This is a genomic window from Marinococcus halophilus, from assembly GCF_002265875.1.
GTDB classification, from domain to species: Bacteria; Bacillota; Bacilli; order Bacillales; family Marinococcaceae; genus Marinococcus; species Marinococcus halophilus.
Genome location: NZ_NPFA01000004.1, coordinates 194,921 through 212,857 on the forward strand (window position 1 = coordinate 194,921; position 17,937 = coordinate 212,857).

Genomic DNA, 17,937 nt, shown 5'->3' on the forward strand with positions numbered 1-17,937 from the left:
TGATCCCTCCAGGATGTTTGTCTACAGCAGGAGTTCCCTTCAGCAGGCATCGTCAAACAAAAGAGTTTCAGTTTGTGTATTATTTGCAGCTTCTCACCAAACCGTCCAGCCGCCATCGACCATGATCGTCTGCCCAGTAACCATATCGGAGGAAGCCGAGCTGAGAAATGCCACCGCTCCAAAAAGGTCTTCGGGACGAGCCAGTCTGCCAAGCGGAATTCTGGCAAGCACTTCTTTTTTAAACTCTGTATCCTCGAACATTTTTTCTGTCATCGGTGTTTCTATAAAGGTCGGAGCTACAGCATTCACATTGATGCCGTGAGAAGCCCACTCAATAGCAAGTGACTTGGTCAGCTGCGTAATTCCTCCCTTGCTCGAGCTATAGGCTGCACGGTTGTAATAGCCCACAAAAGCCATCTGGGAGGACATATTAATGATTTTTCCGTGTCCTGCTTCACGCATCCACTTTCCAGCTGCCTGGCAGGCAAAAAAAACGCTTTTTAAATTAATGTCGTGGATACGGTCCCACTCCTCTTCCGTGACTTCTTCCGCCGGGGCTGGGATGTTCGTGCCGGCGTTGTTCAGAAGCACGTCAATTTGGCCCAACCGTCTGTGAATACTGTCGAACAATTCATCCAGTTTGTCGATTTTAGTTAAATCGAATGGAAATGATGCTGCTGATCGATTTTTATCCTGAATAGACCATTCCGTTTCCTGTAAAGCCTGCTCATCCCGGGCTACCATTGCTACGCTGGCCCCAGCCTCAGCCAGCATAATCGCTATTTCTTTCCCAATGCCTTTATTAGCACCAGTAACGACGATCGTTTTCCCTTCTAAAGAGAATAGATTAGAACTGATGGCCTTCCCTCCTTTTTTGTATACGTATTCAAGACACTCAAAAATTTTATAAACACATGGACCATAACAGTCAAACTTTTATTTATAATCGTTCACTTGGTTTTATTAATCATTTACGTGATAATCCACTCAATATCACGCCGATATTCAGTCAGTTGTACTGTATCTCTGCACACGTAATGAAGCCTGGGCTTTATGGCCTTTGAAGCCTTCGAGCTCACACAGCCGTTCGGCGTACTTGCCTATTTCCACACTGACTTCTCTTGTTACGCGCTGATACGTACAATTTTTCAAAAACTTGCCTACCCATAAGCCGCCCGTGTATTTTGCCGCCTGCTTGGTCGGAAGCGTATGATTGGTGCCGATGACTTTGTCCCCATAGGCGACGTTCGTTTCAGGCCCGAGAAAGAGCGCCCCGTAATTTGTCATATTTTCCAGAAAGTAATCCGGGTCCCTGGTGAGAACCTCTACGTGTTCATAGGCCAGCTTATCCGCTTCCTGGACTGCTTCTTCCACATTTTCCACTACAATAATAGAACCATTGTCCTGCCAGGCCTGCTCTGCCACTTCCGCTGTCGGGAGTGTTTTTAACTGACGGGCAATTTCCTCCTCCAAAGATTCGGCAAGCGATTGGGACGTTGTAATAAGGGCGCCTGGAGACGTTGGTCCGTGCTCTGCCTGCCCGAGAATATCGGTAGCTACCATTTCGACGTCGGCCGTCTCGTCAGCAATCACAAGCGTTTCCGTCGGTCCAGCAAATAAATCAATCCCCACTCTGCCGTACAGCTGCCGCTTGGCTTCCGCTACAAAAGCGTTGCCCGGGCCGACAATCATATCCACCGGCTGAATCGTTTCTGTGCCAACAGCCATGGCAGTCATTGCCTGTACTCCCCCCAGCAGATAGATTTCGTCCGCCCCGGCCATATGCATTGCCGCGACCGTAGCTGCCGGTATTTCCCCGTTACTTGGAGGCGTGCAGGCGATCACCCTTTCAACTCCGGCCACCTTCGCTGTCACAATACTCATATGGGAAGAGGCTACCATCGGATAGCGCCCGCCCGGAATATAGCAGCCCACACTGTTCACCGGAATATTTTTATGCCCTAAAATCACGCCGGGCCGTGTTTCCACTTCAATATCCTGAATTGACTCCCGCTGATAGCGGGCAAAATTTTGAATTTGCGACTGCGCAAAAGCAATATCATCAATCACCTGCTGCGGCAGCTCATCGATCACCTGCTGAATAGTTTCGGATGACAGGCGGAACGATTCCGGCGACCACTTGTCGAATTTCTCAGATAGCTCCCGGACCGCTTCATCTCCCCGCTGCTCTACGTCATGAATGATTCCCTGCACCGCCTGCTGAACCTTCGTGTCCGCCTCCTGTTTTTCCTGATCGCTTTTTCCTCTTTTCAAATAAGTGGGCATCGAGTATCCTCCTTTTTTTTGAATACGTATTCAACATAAAACAAACTAACTATTTTGTAAACGCTTTATTAAATAACCTGGCGTTCTCTCATAGAAAATACGGTGCCTGTTTATGGTAAACAGGCACCGTACCATTGAAAATTAACCCCACACCTTTATTTCATTCTTACCAGCCTGCAGCTGCCCAATCGGTCCCAGCACGTCTGTTTTGGCTTTTTGTTTACCGAAAAAGTCGGTATCTATCCGGAGCTCGCTTCCATCCGGATTTTCAAAATCTGCATCTACGATACGCGCCCGCTCCAGGTTTCCTGTATGCTTTATCTCACCGCGCATGTGTTCAAATTCGTCAGGAAGTTCACAGGACAGATACACCTCGTTCTCCTTTTCGATTATCGTAAGCTGGGGGTCAAAAGCATCTTTGGTTAATGCCTCCTGCTCTCCTTGAAACGGCACCGCTCCATTAAAGTAAGCATTATGGTTAATATAGACCGGCTGCTCGATACTGTGGAACGCTTCATGGTCCCCGCCGACCTGATCCACCTTTTCGATATATTCCTCAAGCGATGCTGTGTAACCGTTAAAATGGGACGTGCCCACATCATTCAAATCCGATTTTCCAACAAACATATTATTGTAAAAACGGTCGTCTCCGCCGTAGACAGGCGCAAATCCGGCTACCTCCGTGCTGTGGGGCACGTGATACGGTGTGGCCCGGTCCAGCATCTTCTTGTGCACCATTTTGCCCGCAATCAGATTGTTAACGTAAGCTCCTCCCTGCGCATGATTATCCAGAGCGTAGTCTGCTGTTAAAATATTATTGTCCACCACATACGGTCCGCTGCTCACTTCTACAAAAAGATCACGGTTGTTTCTGTAAAATAGGTTTTTACTTACTCTCGTGCCCTGGGTCTGCCAGTCGAGCCATACTCCAAGCGAGCAGTCATGAATGCGGTTGCTGTGAATCTGGACATCAATCGCTGCGTGCAGCTTAATTCCGGCGATTTCGTGGCCAAAAAATTCCCGCTTTAATGCGATATTGTAAATGTGGTTATGATAGATTTCACTGAACACGCAGCCCAGATGACCGACCACTCCGTTCTGGCCACAATCATAAATGGTGTTGTTCCGGATAATGTGAGAGCCGATACGCTCCCTGCTCCAGCCAATATGCCGGGCCATAAACACAGATTCCAGCTGGTACTGATAGCCTGGTTTGTCCTTTCTTCTCGTCCGGTAATTGTCTCCGGTGGATGCTTCCTTTCCAATACTGATTGCACTGCATTTGGCATCGTGAATCACGTTGTTTTCAATAATCCATCCCTTGCTCCAGTTCGGTCCGATCAATCCCGGCTGATCCGCTGTCGGAGGTGTCCACGGCGTTGCTGCCTGGGCCATTTCAAACCCCTGCACCGTGATATAGTTAAGCCCCGTCAATTCTGGATAAAAGCAGGCTTTCCGCACGTTTATTTCCACCAGCTCTTTATTGGGATCAGCGCCCTGAAAGTTGGCGAAAATCGTCGTATGGCTGCTGTCTGCTTCCGCATACCAGCGGTACGTCGTCTGCTCCGGATCGAGGACAGGAACAGTCGTTTTTGTCCAGTGGTCCAAAACCTCGTTCTGTTCTTCGGGGTTCAGCACTTCCGCAAAGGTTTCGGATTCGTAAAAGGACATGCCGTTTAAATATACATCGCCCAGATGCCTGCCTGGATTGTGAACGATCCAGTCTCCGAATATTTTTTCCGTATACGGATTGTAGTCGCCAAATAACGTGTTTGGGACGACTGCCTTCCAGACCGTGCCCTCCGCCTGTTCCCAGTAGTCAATTTGTTCCGAACCTTTAATCACCGCCTTTTCTCCAGGAGCAGCGGTATATGTAATTCTCCGGGTCTCACTCCGGCCGCCATTTCGCGGCTTCACCCATTCTCTATATTCACCTTCATGCACCACTACGGTGTCTCCCGCTGTGGCTAGTGAAGCTGCTCGATTAATTGTTAAAAAAGGATTTTTCGGTGTGCCTTCGTTTTTGTCAGAGCCATTTTTTGCTACATGATATTCCAATGCCATGAAGCTTTCCCCCTTCTATCAATCTGGTTTTATTATAGGCGGGAAGCTTCTTATGCTTCTATTCAAAAAATAGTATAATATAAGACAATATTAGTGTTTCTGAAAGGGGGAGCCGGCTTTGGTCTTTTTTGAGCCTCATGGAGTCGAAGAACAGGAATCATTTCAACGTGTTACCTTAACCAATTTCAGCTTTCCGCTTCACTTTCACCGTGCCTATGAACTGATTATTGTCCATGAAGGGCAGGTGCGGGTAACCATTGACCACAAAGAGTATCTTCTGCAGCAAAACGAGGCAGCCTTTATTTTTAACAATCAGATGCATGAATTTACCACAGTCGGGCATTCCGCGATTACCATCATTATTTTTTCTCCTGAATTGATCGGCCGTTTTTTTATGGATTATAAAGGCTTCACCCCTGTAAATAATACGTTCTCTCTTTCGCCGGACGTGCTGCTGCCGTCCCGGGGCTCCGTCTACAGGCAGAAGAGCTTTTTGTACGGCATATGCAGTACGTTAGAGGAAAACACCGATTTCAAGCCCGTCCAGTATTCTGCTAAAACGAAAATTCTTCATCAAATGCTTTTGTATGTGGATACTAATTACGCCGCCGAGTGTACGTTAAAAGCAGTGGCTGAACATTTACAGTACGACTATCCCTACCTGTCCAAGCTGTTTGCTCACATGGCGGGCATGACCTTTACCGAATACTTAAACTATTACCGGATATCGCGTGCCTGTTATTTACTGAAAAGCAGCCAGCAGCCGATCGGGGAAATTGCTGCAGATTGCGGGTACAGCAGCCTCCGCTCGTTTAACCGGAATTTCCAGGCATTCGTCCGCGATTCGCCCCGCAGATTTCGGGAGCTTTCGTCCCGACAGGTTTAATTACCGGCGGAAGATTTCGCGACTTCCAGAAACGAGTCCGCATTCCGTCGATGGGAAAGTCACAGCTCAGACGGCGGACATCCATAAATAGAAAATAAGCAGACAAATGGTGTCGAAGCTGTCTCCCCAAAGGGCAGTACTGCTGAAGCATACCGGTTAATAGTGTTACATATAATCATCCAAAGGGTATCGGTAGTATGGTTAATAAAATTTCTCAGAGTTTAGAAATACTTATGGTCTGAAGAAAGGAGTAAATTTTAATGAAACAGTGGCTTAAAATCATTATGGTTACTCTTCTTATGATCGCCCCCTTAAGCTCTCTTTCAGCCTGCGGGGATGATGAGGAGTCCGACGGTATGCCGGAAGAAATTCCAAATAATGAAGATGAATAACAACAAAAATGTTCTGCGTGTCTATGTACGCAGAGCATTTCGTCTTTAATTTACAAACGAAACGAGGCTGGAGATTACGCTAACGAGCCTCCGTCAACAACCATCTCGTCCCCGGTTACAAACCGGGATTCTTCGGAAGCATAGTACAGGGCGGCGTAGGCAATGTCCACCGCTTCCCCGTGGTGAGGCGGAAGAGGCACAACGTCCTGATTATCCTTTGAAATGGTTTTCTGCCGCTCGCCCATGATTGGCGTCCGGATCGGGCCGGGATGAATGCTGTTCGCCCGAATGCTTTCTTCGGCAAAATGAGCAGCCACGTGCGTCGTCATTGAACGTATCGCCCCTTTGGCCGCGCTGTAGGCTGTGCCGTTGCCGCCAGCCGCTCCGGAACCGGTTAAGGCAGCCATCGATGCTATATTAATAATCGATCCCTGCCCGGCCTTCTGCATTTCCGGAATAACCTCGCGCATGCCGAGAAAGTACCCGGTCGAATCTACGTTCATGACTTTATTCCATTCCTCCAGGGAGGTTTCGAGAATCTTGCTCGGATAGTGGATGCCCGCGTTGTTTACCAGAATATCCACCTGCCCGTAGGTATCCACCGCTTGTTGCACCGCTTTTTTCCAGTTTTCCTCTGAGGTGGTATCCAGTTCGAAGGCAGTGATATCCGCCCCATCTTCCTGTATTTTCTTTACTTCCTCCTGCAGCAGGTCGAGCTGAACGTCGGCTGCTATAACCTTCGCTCCTTCTTCTGCAAACAGTCTGGCAGTGCCGAGGCCAATCCCACCGGCTGCCCCGGTCACAATTGCAACTTTGTTTTGTAAACGTGCCAATCTATTTCCTCCTTCGATGCTTCAGGCTCCTCCGTTTTCTCTCGTATAAATACCCATTATGCGCGGCGGGTAATCAATACCCTTTGAAATGGTATAATTTCTACAAACCCGTAAAGTCTTAAGGAGGGATTTTCCCATGGTGGAGAAAAACGATACATCCAAGCAGCTTACTCCCGAACAGAAGAAAGCCATTCTGGCAATCCTCGAAGACCGTTTCGAACAGCATATGCACCGCCATGAAGAGGTAACATGGTCTTCTGTCCTGAAAAAGCTTGAGGCAGACGACGAAAAGCTGTGGTCATTAAACGAGATGGAAGTGACCGGCGGAGAACCGGATGTGATTGGCTATGACCATAAAGAGAATAAATATTTATTCTGTGACTGCTCGACCGAAAGCCCTAAGGGTCGCCGGAGCGTCTGCTATGACCGCGAAGCACTGGAGGCAAGAAAGAAGCATAAGCCTGAAACAAGTGCTGTCGACATGGCTCAGGCTATGGGCATCGAGCTTTTAACCGAAGAGCAGTACCACACTCTTCAACAGCTGGAAACAGTCGATACGAAAACATCCAGCTGGATTCAGACACCTGCGGATATAAGAAAACGGGGCGGCGCTTTGTTTGGTGACCACCGGTACGGCCGCACGTTCGTCTACCATAACGGCGCCGAATCGTACTATGCCGCGAGAGGCTTCCGGTGCATACTGAAAGTATAAAACACTATTTCAATTCTTCGGCACTTCCTTTGCTACGGGTGTTTACAATTTGATTATCTTGTACAAACGTTTCCGATTCAATCATGCTCGGCTTCCCCATAGCGACTCCCTGAATGATGCGATAGGTATTCCATCCTTCCTCTACTGGAGGCAAAATCTTATGAACCGTTAAATAGGCGCCTAATGCCGAGGCAGCTACCCCGGTGGCCGGGTCTTCCGGATACCCGGCTCTTCGGGGAAACTGGCGCGCCTGCACGTATTTTTCATGTTGTTGTGAAATAGCGAAAGGATAAAAGCCGGTCGTGTTGAATTCGTCACATAAATCCCAAAGATAATTAAAATCAGGACGAAGCATGTTCAACGTCTCTACACTATTTAAAGGGATAATTAATTTATAACGGGACGTGGAAACGGATTGAACCGGCCATTTCGCCAGTTCCTCTGTTTTAATATTCAGTGCCCTGCCTATTTCTTCTTTCGACGGAACGGTGTTCAGAAACCCGGGCGAAAACTGTTCGACACTTATTTCCAGCTTTGAATCATGCTTTTCCCATTTTACATTTACAGGCCCAAGCATGGTCTCTACAATGACCGGGGAGTGGCTAATGGCCCCTTTGTTCACTAAAACCGTGATGCTCCCTATGGTGGCATGAACGCACATTTCCATCTCATGGGAGGGAACAAAAAAACGAAGCTTTAGATCACAGTCCGGGCGGGTGGAGGATATAACGAAGGCTGACTCATGCGCAAACTCCTTTGTCATCTGCTGCATTGTTTTTGTGGAAAGATGATCCGCGTCTAAAACGACAGGGCACGGGTTACCTCCGCCCTCTTCCAGAGAAAACACGGTGGTGTGTACAACCTGATAGTTCACTTTTCTCCCTCATTTCGTTAGCTTTCAGGTTTATTATAGCACTCAGGAGGTATTTAAAATCCGCCCCTTTTACACTTCTTTGTTAAACGCCTCCTGTATCTGCCCCGTCATCATGAATCCTGCAACTTCCCCGCCGTTCGCCGCTGCCGCTATCAGCTGGCTCCCAAAATTGTCCTTTGCTTCGCCTGCCACATACAGGCCTTTCACGGAGGTTTCTCCGAATTGACTGAGCACAAATCGGTTGTTTTCATCCCACTCCACGTCCAGACCGCTTAAAAATTCATAGTTGGTGTTCCAGTGCACGTACGTAAAAGCAACCTCTACCTCCACCGTTTCCCCGCCGGCCATTCTGATCGCCTTCAGCTGTCCCTTCTCTCCAGACATTTCGTCTATTTTCTCCAGATGATAAGGGATATTTTTATCCTCGAGTACCTTTTTGCTTTCCTTCGTCAAATCGTCGTGGCCGTCGGTGAATACTTCGAGCTGGTTTGTCCAGTTGGAGAGAAGCATAACCATATGCAAGACCCGTTCATCCGGATTGATGACGGCAAGCTTTTTGCTTCTCATTTCCCAGCCGTCGCACCACGGGCAGTAAAAGACGCTTTGTCCGTAATAGTGTTCGATATTTTTAATCGCTGGCAGCTGTTCGATTAATCCGGAGGCGACCAACACCTGCTTTGATTGAAACTGACCCGCTGGCGTTTGGACGATAAAGCCGTCATTATGCTGTTGGATTGCAGTCACTCTATCATTTAACAGCGTATTGCCCTCGTACTTCAGCGCATCCTCCCTGGCCCGCTTCCGGAACGTCTGCGGAGTCACTCTGTCCTGGGTTAAATAGGAATGCGTTTCATGCGTTACGATATTTCTCGGCTTGTCCTCGTCGATAATCAGCGCCCTTTTTAATCCCCTTCCAAAATAAAGCGCCGCACTTAACCCTGCAGGTCCTCCACCAATAATAATTACGTCATAAATCATTTTAAAACTCCTTTCTGTATATTAAAGATTCTTATTATCTATAATTATAATAAAGCAAAAGAATCTGCTACACCGTCAAATCCTTCAGCTTTTTGTTTTTTAGCGTGTTGATTAAATTTTCCTGTGCTTCCATCATAGTCGCCTGAATTCTGCATTCTTCTCCGTGATCAAAGCTGTCCTCAAATAGCGTCTGCACGCCGTCGATCGCAACTACAATATCGTACACGCTCACGTTTTCCCAATTCTGCTGCAGCCTGTATCCGCCCTTGGCACCGCTCGTCGAACTAATGTAATTCGCCTTTACGATACGCGTTAATACTTTGGATAAATACGTGGTAGAGACATTCAGCGCTAACGATAAATCCTGGACCGGGATTTTGGTTGTCTCCCCGTCACGATGAATCATATACATCAGCGCATGCAGGGCATAATCGGTGGCTTTTGAAAATTTCATTCCGTTTTTCACTTCCAATTATAGATATTATAAATCTATTATATACTGTTATTTTTCAATTCACAAGTTTAAATGCTCAATAAAGGGGCACAACCGATAATTCGACTAATCAGGCTCTTATTTTTGTCGTTTTCTGGGAAAAGATATAGAAGTTCCTTATACAACCGACAGCTATAAATAATATGAGTAAAAAGGAGAAAAACATGAAATATGACATAGTCGTCATTGGCGCTGGCCATAACGGCCTCGCAGCTGCCATTCAGTTTGCCAAGCAGGGAAAGCAAGTACTGGTGCTTGAGAAAGAACCCCGCCCAGGGGGAGCTGCTAAATCCGGTGAAGTAGCCGCTCCGGGCTTTATTCATGATTTATTTTCCATGAACGTCAGCCTGTTTTTAAAATCCCGTTTTTATTCGGAAAATCAGCGGGAGCTCGAGGCGAATGGCTTCACCCCTGTTTACGGACCCCACCCGTACGCAAGCGTTTTTCCCGAGGGGCATGGGCTCGCCATTAACAAAGACCCGGCCAAAACACACCGCAATATCGCCAGCTATTCCCTTGCCGATGCGGAGACCTGGAAAGATTTTGATGCCTTATACGACCGTGTCTCCCCTTATTTATATAAACTGATGCACCGGGAGGTTCCCTCGCTCCGTGCCGGTCTTGTGGTATTCAGGGCGCTGCTTGATTTAAAAATCAAATCCGCCCTGGAGGTCTCCAGCCAGCTCGCCAAGACCCCGCGGCAATTTGTCGATTCCTGGTTTGAAAATGATAAAGTAAAATCACTGGTCGTTCCGTGGGGCTACCAATTGGACTACGCCCCGGATGTCAGCGGGGGTGCTGCCTTTCCATTAATAGAAGCCATAGGACACTACCGGGAGGGGATTCCATTTGCCCGCGGCGGTATCCAAACGATGATCCAGGCGATGGTAACGATGCTCGAAGCAAGAGACGGCGAGCTGCAAACCAGCACCTGGGTAAATGAAGTTTACGTTGAAGATGGCGCAGCCAAAGGAGTGATTCTGGACGACGGAACGTATATAGAAGCCGGAGACGTCATTGCAACCGCTACGCCTACCCAGATCATTGATCATTTAGTCGATACGGCCCGTTTGCCGGCTTCCTTTGTCACTAAAGCAAACAATTACCAGTACGGACCGAAAACGATGGTGATCCACCTGGCACTGGACGAGCCGCTTCAGTGGAGCGCCGGGGAAGAAATCGGGCAATCTGCTTATGTCCACATAGCGCCGTATGTGACAGACCTCGCCCGCACGCATACCCAGGCGCTGAATGAGACGCTTCCGGACAGCCCCCTGCTGATCGTCGGACAGCCAAGCGCCGTCGATCCAAGCAGAGCTCCGGAGGGAAAAGCGGCGGTATGGATTATGGTTCGCTCCCTTCCCGCTCATCCTGAGTATGATGCACTAAATGAAATCGAGCCGGGCCCCTGGTCCTCCATCAAGGAACAATACGCCGACCGTATTATCGATAAACTGTCGGAATACGCTCCTAATGTGAAGGATACTATTGCAGGCCGGCACGTCTTTTCCCCGGAGGATCTGCCCCAGGAGGATCCGAATCTTGTCGAAGGTGACCATATGGCGGGCAGCCACCAGCTGTTTCAGCATTTTCTATTCCGCCCCTTCGTCGGCCACTCCCGCTATCAAACACCGATCAGCCATTTTTATATGATCGGGGCATCCACGTGGCCCGGCGGAGGATTAAACGCCGGCTCCGGGTATTTATTAGCAGAAAAGCTTAAAAGTAAATCCTTTTTTAAAATTTCGCCTTTGTGATCGGATTAATAGTCTTTTGATGTTTTTTCCTTAGTTAGTGTCAGCACATTGTTAAATTTTTATATGTGAGAATCACAATTTATTTGAATGTGGGAAAAGGATCTCTATGTTTTGACGACTCTCCGATGATAAAGGTAATGATAGCACTTGGCCTATCTCAATTAAGGTGCCTACACTTAGCATCGTTGAACCCGATTCGATACGCCGAATCGTGGACACCAACATTCCTATTTGTCCAGCTAGTGCTTGTTGCGTACACCCCTGGGCGTTTCGTATCTGTTTGATTTGAATGGCAGGCGTCCCCGAATTTTCGCCTCCTGCGCCTGGAAGTTTGACGTTTGTATACGGCTCTCCTCAGGGTCCTGCCTCGTAATAAACATTCTTGATAGAAGCTTTGTTTTCGCGGACTTCTAAACAAAACTAAAAGCCTCACCAGGTTGGATTAATGATAAAAGTAAATGAGATTTCGGGTGAACTCGTCCAACAACATTGACATTTGGATCAGCCGGCAGATCCTTCTTCGTTATTTGAAGCTCTCCATGGTACCTGCCGTATCGTTCGTTATCAACTGTAATCGTTCCAACAGGCCGGGGTTCTGCTGAATGAGAGGGTGAAATTTGAATTTGATTTTTTGCAGTGAAAGAGCGGGAAGGTTCCGACCGGATCACATCTCTTGCCGGGTCTGGCCGCTGCCAGTGTAGCATGCGAAGTATATCTGAGATACCAGTATCTTTCACAAAAAATGAAGAGCGAATTGGTATTTCATTCGTTTCTTCGTAGGTTTTAAAAAGTGAAGCTTCTTCAGAGGACAGCATGCTGTCCCCTATACATATATCATTGACAGCGCAAGTCCGCCATAAATCTAAAGCGGCTGCAAATGGAGCTGCTCCCCGGTGTTCTTCAAGTGTGGGAAGAAACTGATATAAAGGGCCCCGGGGCTTTTCATCCCCCGGTACAAAGGCGCAGGTCTGAATGTTTTCTGATTGCAGCCATTTATTCTGTTGGATGATTTGTTGTCGGTCGAGCCCAGTCTCAGGCCGGGGATAAAAGTTGTGCCAAGCAGCTAACGAGGAAAAATTAATGTCCCAGTCTTTCAAATCCTTGATCATAGATTCAGTTATTGTACTGGCGTTTAATAGCACACTGACATGTTCGGCAAGCGAGGCAATTTCAGGGGCCTCAATGCCATAATCCATCCTCACGCCGGTAAGGCCCCACTCCTTAAGCTTTTTCCCATCTGCATCTGAAAGATTCAGCAGCTTGAAGGATTTTGGTGATATATCTGCATATAATTTGAGTCCGAGCGACTCCGTCTGGCGTGCGAGCATTTGAAGCTGTTTTTTATAGGAAGAAATTTCGTCTTCTGGTATATGAAGTGAAGTAAAAACGTAAGAAAAACCACTGGTTTTCATGCGCGCTAAATAAGAGAATTGTTCCTCAGCAACATCAGTAAGATAAACGCTAAACCCTCTCATGGATGCCCTTCTTTCTGTGTAAAAGGAAGTTGCAAAAAAGCTTCCTTACCTTATTGAATATTTTCAGCCATTTTTTCGTTGTATCCGAAAAGATAAGTGAATAAAAAACCAAAAAAGTAGGCTGCCAGAAGGCCTAAAAAGTACATGACATATTGGCCATCGATAAGAGGAATCAATGACAGACCCGAAACCCCAATACCAGTCGAGGCTGTACCCATCACTGCCTGAAAGGCCCCTCCTACTGCCGCGCCCAGGCAAGCGGTTACAAATGGACGTCCAAGCGGCAGAGTCACGCCGTAAAGGAGAGGCTCACCGATTCCTAGAAAGCCGACTGGCAGAGCCCCTTTTACTGTATTACGAAGCTGCTGATTTTTTGTTTTTACAAAAACGGCTATTGCGGCACCAACCTGGCCGGCTCCAGCCATTGCAAGAATTGTAAGAAGCGGCGTAGCGCCCATGCTGTCAATAAAATCTAAATGGATGGGTGTCAGTCCGTGATGCATTCCCACCATAACAAGAGGAAGAAAGAAACCAGCAAGGGCTGCTCCTGCTACCGCCCCACCAATATTTAACACAAAATTGATAGCAGCAGTAATACCGGTAGAAATGAATCCCCCGAGTGGCTGCAAAAGAACGATTGTAGCAATACCTACAATTAGTACGGTAAAAAATGGAGTGAAAATCAAATCGAGTGTACCTGGAATAAATTTTCGGATAGTACGTTCAACAAAGGCCATCGCCCAGGCGGCCAGAATAACTGCAAAGATTCCGCCCTGCCCGGGTACAAGAGCTTCTCCAAACAGCGTAATATCGGCAAGGGCAGGATTGATAATTAAAATACCAGCAACAGCGCCAAGAGCCGGGGTCCCGCCGAACTCTTTTGCGGTATTCCAACCTACAAGAATGCCAAGATATGTAAAAATTCCTCCGCCGATCACAAGCAGAATCTGCAGCCAGGTCGTTTCCGGATCGACACCGGCATTTTGTGCAAAGTTGGCTGCACCATTAATTAACCCAGAAGCGATTAATGCAGGAATTAATGGAATAAAAATATTTCCGATACGTTTTAAGAAGTTTCGAATCGGCGTATGCTGCCGTTGTTTGATCCCAGCCTTAACATCTTCAACTGTGTGATCATCTCCCTGCACACTACCTGCTGAAAGATTTGTTATTTTTTCCAGTTCAGCCGCTACTTTGCCTGCAGTGCCGGGCCCGACCACAATCTGAATAGTATCCTCCTCTACGACCCCCATAACATTTTCGACCTTTTTTAATTGTTCGATGTCAACTTTTTCCGGATCGCGCACATTCAGACGAACCCGCGTCATACAGTTGTATAAAGAAACGATATTTTCACTACCGCCAAGGGGCTGAAGAACATCTTCAGCAATTTGTTGTTCTTTTTTCACCAGAAACACTCCCTTTTATGCAATTATTTGTTAATAATAGCTTCCCGGACCCTGCCATGATTTTGTTCAAGAAGTACAGTTGCTTCAGCAGGAGTGGCATCAGCCAGAATCATGACCACTGCTGTTTTCACATGCCGGCCGGAAGCTTCAAATATGGACGCGGCTGTTTGTTCATCCACACCGGTGACCTCCTGTATTATACTCATTGAGCGACGGGCCAGCTTTTGATTCGTTGCCTGTACATCTACCATGAAATTTTCGTACACTTTGCCAAGTCTGATCATCGTTATGGTAGATATCATATTCAATATGTTCTTTTGAGCAGTGCCGGCTTTTAAACGAGTAGAGCCAGTAAGTATTTCAGGGCCTGTTTCGGCTTCCACAGAATAATCGGCAAGTGCACTGATGGGGGCATCCTTATTACAGGAAATGCTTCCGGTTACGGCTCCGATTTCTTTAGCGTAGCTAAGAGCACCGATCACATACGGCGTACGGCCGCTTGCTGCGACTCCGATAACGATATCCCGGGAAGCCAGATGAATTTTTTTCAGGTCAGAAGCGCCAAGGTTTTCAGAATCCTCTGCTCCTTCCACTGCGGTAAGCAAAGCTTCTTTCCCACCAGCGATGATTCCCTGCACCGTTTCCGGTGTAGTGCCGAATGTAGGAGGGCATTCGGCAGCGTCCAGAATGGCGAGACGTCCGCTTGTTCCAGCGCCTACGTAAATCAAACGTCCCCCTTGGCGGATAGAGGTTTCTGCTTTTTCCACAAGAGGCTCAATGAAAGGAAGAGCTTCTTCTACTATGTTTGGTACAATTTTGTCCTCGTAGTTCATAAGTTGAAGTATTTCCCTGATGCTTAAATTGTCGAGTTCGTATGTATCCGGGTGCCTTTTTTCTGTTTTAAGTTTATTCATTTTCATCCCTCACGATCTTTATGGAAAACGCTTACAATTAATTATAATAACTATGAAATTTTAAATCAATATATAAATTAAAAAAGTGAAATTTAATTTTAAAAGGTAAAAAAGAACTTGAGTAGAATAAAAAGCATAAAAATTATAATTTCCGATGCTCTTCTGTTGTCTCTCTTGCTTGTTCGAATGCTTCTACCAGTTCTTCGCCAATAAGATGAAAAACAGCTACATATAAGGCATCAATATAATTCAACTGGCTGGTCCGTGAAGCAATGCTTCCAATTCTTCCTGATTGTTCGATATCTGGAATTGCCAGAACATAATCCGAATGCTTAACTAAGGGGGAATTGGCGTATTTAGTAATGCTAATAACTGTTAAATTCTTTTTTTGGGCATAATTGGCTGTATCAACCACTTCCTTCGTATAACCGGAAGTACTAAAACAGATTAAGACATCGTGTTTCTTCATCATTGTAATAAATGGAATTATGTAATGATAATCAGAAGAAGCAGAAGCATGAAGGCCGAGCCGCATAAATTTATACTGGCCGTCCACCGCTGGAGTGAAAGAACCGCCAACGCCAAATAAGCCAACAGTTTTTGCCTGGGAAATCAGTTTTACAGCTTTTTCAAATGATTGGTGATTGACGGTTTTTGTCATCATGTCAAGTGAAGCCCGGTTCAAAGAAGTAACTTTTTGAAATAAACTGTGGGAAGTATCACTGCTTTCAAGGAGGGACAAACTATTAATGGAAGCATCCATCTGAGACAACTCCTGGGCAAGGGCAACTTTAAGCATACGAAAACTTTCCATACCTATACGCTTGCAGAAACGGACAATACTTGCTTCACTCGCATTTGCCTGAACAGCCAATTGCTTGGTAGTCATTGTAGGCACAAATTCTGCGTGAATAAGCACATACTCTGCTACTTTTCTTTCAGAATTAGTGAAACTATTATATTCGGAACGAATTTTAGACACTAGTCGTGTTTGCATCGTGTGCTCCCCTTTTAATTATGATCATTCTATTATGAATATACTGAAGTATTTTTAGCAAATAAATCAATAAATATTGAAAAACCGCTATTGCCCTCGGCAAACATTTGCTTTTCCCCTGTTTTTACCAGTTATCGCCAGCATAAAAATTTCTTAGTTCATATACAAATATTGCAAATGTAAAGAAAATATAACAATATGCTGTTATGCAATGCTTTTTATCAAGCTTTCCCAACTCTTGCACTTACTTTAAATATTCTACCGGATCTAAATACCGAAATTTTTGTTTACGTATAGCTTTACGTTATATTTCCCGGCCCCCTTTGCATTAATCCGGTACGCTCATGCACTGTTTCGTTTCTTTCAGGACTATAAAGATTCTATCCAGGATATCTATTATAAGCCGGTCATGAGAAGATCTATATCGAAACGTCCAACACCCATGCACACAATTGTTGGAAAGACTTGGCAGCTATTCATGAACACCTGAACATTTTTTCTGGCTTAAGTGAATCAAATACTAAAAGCAAATAATTTTCAACGCTGTTATTTTTCCATAAATTGTGATATTTTAACAGAAGCTCTACTGTTGCAGGTTTGAAAACAAATGCTGGTCATGGATTTAAATATTGGAAATCATCGACAATATCATCCAACCGATGGCTTTGCGGGTCAGGCCACGAGGTAGGTTTTATACACGCTCTCCAGGGTCGCGCCCGCCCGGGCGCGCTGGTGGCTGGCATGAAAGGCCTCGCTGATGGTACCCGCAAACGTCCAGGCCAGCAGCAGCCAGGCGGTTTGGAGGAGCAGCAGGTAGCGTCGGATGGCCGGGGCGCTMCGCAACCGGTATCCGCCCATCGACAGCTTGCCCTTGGCTTCCTGGAAAAAGGTTTCAATCGCCCACCGGTGCTGATACCAGGATAAGACGTCCGCCGCAGTCATCGAGGAATCGGTGGAAAAGAAAAACCGGTATGCTTCATGAGAAGCAAAAGCCCGGGAACCAACGACGACGCCTGAGAGGCCGCCTTTCAACCGCCCCTGAAACCGAACCATTTCATACGTGGTGGCCCGGACGGTCACAAGGTCCGGCTTTTCCACCTGCCGGGCCCGTTGGGCCCAGTCTCTGGCTGGTAACGGCATGGGGGCCGTCTCGAGCACCCGGTTGCTTTTGATGGCACCGATAAAATGCCARCCCCGGTCCCGGACGGTACGGRTCAGTTTTTCCGATGCGTACCAGCTGTCGGCCAGGACATAGACGGGACGATCGCCCACATTGATGGTGCGAAGCTGCTGAAGGGCCAGATCGATTTTGCTGGTCCCGTGTTCTTTCTCATATCGCTCGATATGATAGGGATACAGGCGCTTGTTCGTRCCTGCCATGATGGTGAGCCATTGATGCCCGTAAACGGTGGTGCCGGTCTGATGATCGAAATGGTATCCACCGTCGTCCATCGGGTGGTGCGCCTGGGACGAAGGTTTCGATTTGGGAACGACGGTATCATCGATGGCGATCAGCACCGGGTTGGCGGAGGACGCCTGCCGCCGGATGTGCTGCAGCACCGAGCGTTGGAGCTTGCGCTCCAGGGCYTGGTCATCCACCCGGGACGTGCGAAAAAACCGGGTGACCGACGAATGGTGAGCATCATGATTGGCAGCTTCCTGGAGGGCCTTTACGCTCCCGTTGCGGTGCTCCYGGGTCCAGCCTTCCAGCAGCTTTTGCATATGTCGGGCAGCTGGGGCAGACATAAAGAACCGGAGGTTCCATTGATCAAAGGCATTGGCGATGCAGGAGGAATATGATACGGTAGACATGAGGCAGAATCCTTTCTCGATGGTGTTTTCGTCGATGTCATCGTACCGTATCAAC

The 17,937-nt window shown here is 47.1% G+C and carries 17 protein-coding genes; 4 read left to right on the forward strand and 13 right to left on the reverse strand.

What is annotated here, in order from left to right; all coding sequences use genetic code 11:
• Positions 1 to 93: 93 nt before the first annotated feature.
• The 3 genes from CHL76_RS06180 to CHL76_RS06190 form a co-directional block, all read right to left on the reverse strand.
• Positions 94 to 903 carry an SDR family NAD(P)-dependent oxidoreductase gene (locus CHL76_RS06180; protein WP_307725191.1) on the reverse strand — a complete coding sequence of 270 codons (810 nt, stop codon included), beginning with the start codon at positions 901 to 903 and terminating at the stop codon, positions 94 to 96.
• A 102-nt stretch (positions 904 to 1,005) separates the two neighbouring features.
• Positions 1,006 to 2,286 carry a histidinol dehydrogenase gene (gene hisD, locus CHL76_RS06185; protein WP_094908130.1) on the reverse strand — a complete coding sequence of 427 codons (1,281 nt, stop codon included), beginning with the start codon at positions 2,284 to 2,286 and terminating at the stop codon, positions 1,006 to 1,008.
• A gap of 141 nt (positions 2,287 to 2,427) precedes the next feature.
• Positions 2,428 to 4,350, reverse strand: a complete 1,923-nt coding sequence (locus CHL76_RS06190) for a right-handed parallel beta-helix repeat-containing protein (RefSeq protein WP_186807337.1) — start codon at positions 4,348 to 4,350, stop codon at positions 2,428 to 2,430.
• A 118-nt stretch (positions 4,351 to 4,468) separates the two neighbouring features.
• Between CHL76_RS06190 and CHL76_RS06195 the strand changes: the two genes are divergently transcribed.
• On the forward strand, positions 4,469 to 5,236 hold the full coding sequence (locus CHL76_RS06195; protein WP_094908131.1) for a helix-turn-helix transcriptional regulator: 768 nt from the start codon (positions 4,469 to 4,471) through the stop codon (positions 5,234 to 5,236).
• Between the two features lie 260 nt (positions 5,237 to 5,496).
• Positions 5,497 to 5,628, forward strand: a complete 132-nt coding sequence (locus CHL76_RS17355; protein WP_261763919.1) for a hypothetical protein — start codon at positions 5,497 to 5,499, stop codon at positions 5,626 to 5,628.
• 74 nt (positions 5,629 to 5,702) lie between these two features.
• On the opposite strand, the gene CHL76_RS06200 is transcribed toward CHL76_RS17355, so the two are convergent.
• Positions 5,703 to 6,461 carry an SDR family NAD(P)-dependent oxidoreductase gene (locus tag CHL76_RS06200; RefSeq protein WP_079476660.1) on the reverse strand — a complete coding sequence of 253 codons (759 nt, stop codon included), beginning with the start codon at positions 6,459 to 6,461 and terminating at the stop codon, positions 5,703 to 5,705.
• Positions 6,462 to 6,597: 136 nt separating this feature from the next.
• On the opposite strand from CHL76_RS06200, the gene CHL76_RS06205 reads away from it, so the two are divergent.
• A complete protein-coding gene (locus tag CHL76_RS06205; RefSeq protein WP_079476661.1) occupies positions 6,598 to 7,173 on the forward strand; it encodes a DUF4256 domain-containing protein in 576 nt (191 codons plus the stop codon).
• A gap of 4 nt (positions 7,174 to 7,177) precedes the next feature.
• On the opposite strand, the gene CHL76_RS06210 is transcribed toward CHL76_RS06205, so the two are convergent.
• From CHL76_RS06210 to CHL76_RS06220, 3 genes are all read right to left on the reverse strand, one after another.
• Positions 7,178 to 8,047: a PhzF family phenazine biosynthesis protein gene (locus CHL76_RS06210; RefSeq protein ID WP_079476662.1), complete on the reverse strand. Its 870-nt coding sequence runs from the start codon at positions 8,045 to 8,047 to the stop codon at positions 7,178 to 7,180.
• 69 nt (positions 8,048 to 8,116) lie between these two features.
• The gene (locus CHL76_RS06215) at positions 8,117 to 9,025 is read right to left on the reverse strand and encodes an NAD(P)/FAD-dependent oxidoreductase (protein WP_079476663.1); all 909 of its coding nucleotides are present in this window, start codon (positions 9,023 to 9,025) and stop codon (positions 8,117 to 8,119) included.
• 67 nt (positions 9,026 to 9,092) lie between these two features.
• The gene (locus tag CHL76_RS06220; RefSeq protein ID WP_094908132.1) at positions 9,093 to 9,479 is read right to left on the reverse strand and encodes an RrF2 family transcriptional regulator; all 387 of its coding nucleotides are present in this window, start codon (positions 9,477 to 9,479) and stop codon (positions 9,093 to 9,095) included.
• Between the two features lie 182 nt (positions 9,480 to 9,661).
• On the opposite strand from CHL76_RS06220, the gene CHL76_RS06225 reads away from it, so the two are divergent.
• Positions 9,662 to 11,275 carry a phytoene desaturase family protein gene (locus tag CHL76_RS06225; RefSeq protein ID WP_143745447.1) on the forward strand — a complete coding sequence of 538 codons (1,614 nt, stop codon included), beginning with the start codon at positions 9,662 to 9,664 and terminating at the stop codon, positions 11,273 to 11,275.
• Positions 11,276 to 11,347: 72 nt separating this feature from the next.
• On the opposite strand, the gene CHL76_RS17440 is transcribed toward CHL76_RS06225, so the two are convergent.
• From CHL76_RS17440 to CHL76_RS06255, 6 genes are all read right to left on the reverse strand, one after another.
• Complete coding sequence (locus CHL76_RS17440; RefSeq protein WP_079476666.1) at positions 11,348 to 11,566, reverse strand: helix-turn-helix domain-containing protein; 219 nt, start codon at positions 11,564 to 11,566, stop codon at positions 11,348 to 11,350.
• Between the two features lie 119 nt (positions 11,567 to 11,685).
• The gene (locus tag CHL76_RS06235; protein WP_079476667.1) at positions 11,686 to 12,750 is read right to left on the reverse strand and encodes a MupG family TIM beta-alpha barrel fold protein; all 1,065 of its coding nucleotides are present in this window, start codon (positions 12,748 to 12,750) and stop codon (positions 11,686 to 11,688) included.
• A gap of 50 nt (positions 12,751 to 12,800) precedes the next feature.
• Positions 12,801 to 14,159, reverse strand: coding sequence for a PTS transporter subunit EIIC (locus CHL76_RS06240; protein WP_079476668.1), 1,359 nt, complete (start codon positions 14,157 to 14,159; stop codon positions 12,801 to 12,803).
• Positions 14,160 to 14,182: 23 nt separating this feature from the next.
• Positions 14,183 to 15,073, reverse strand: a complete 891-nt coding sequence (gene murQ, locus CHL76_RS06245; protein WP_371862245.1) for an N-acetylmuramic acid 6-phosphate etherase — start codon at positions 15,071 to 15,073, stop codon at positions 14,183 to 14,185.
• Between the two features lie 142 nt (positions 15,074 to 15,215).
• On the reverse strand, positions 15,216 to 16,070 hold the full coding sequence (locus CHL76_RS06250; RefSeq protein ID WP_079476670.1) for a MurR/RpiR family transcriptional regulator: 855 nt from the start codon (positions 16,068 to 16,070) through the stop codon (positions 15,216 to 15,218).
• Positions 16,071 to 16,742: 672 nt separating this feature from the next.
• Positions 16,743 to 17,882 (reverse strand): IS701 family transposase, encoded by a 1,140-nt coding sequence (locus CHL76_RS06255; RefSeq protein ID WP_143747444.1) that lies wholly within the window; start codon positions 17,880 to 17,882, stop codon positions 16,743 to 16,745.
• Positions 17,883 to 17,937: the final 55 nt, after the last annotated feature.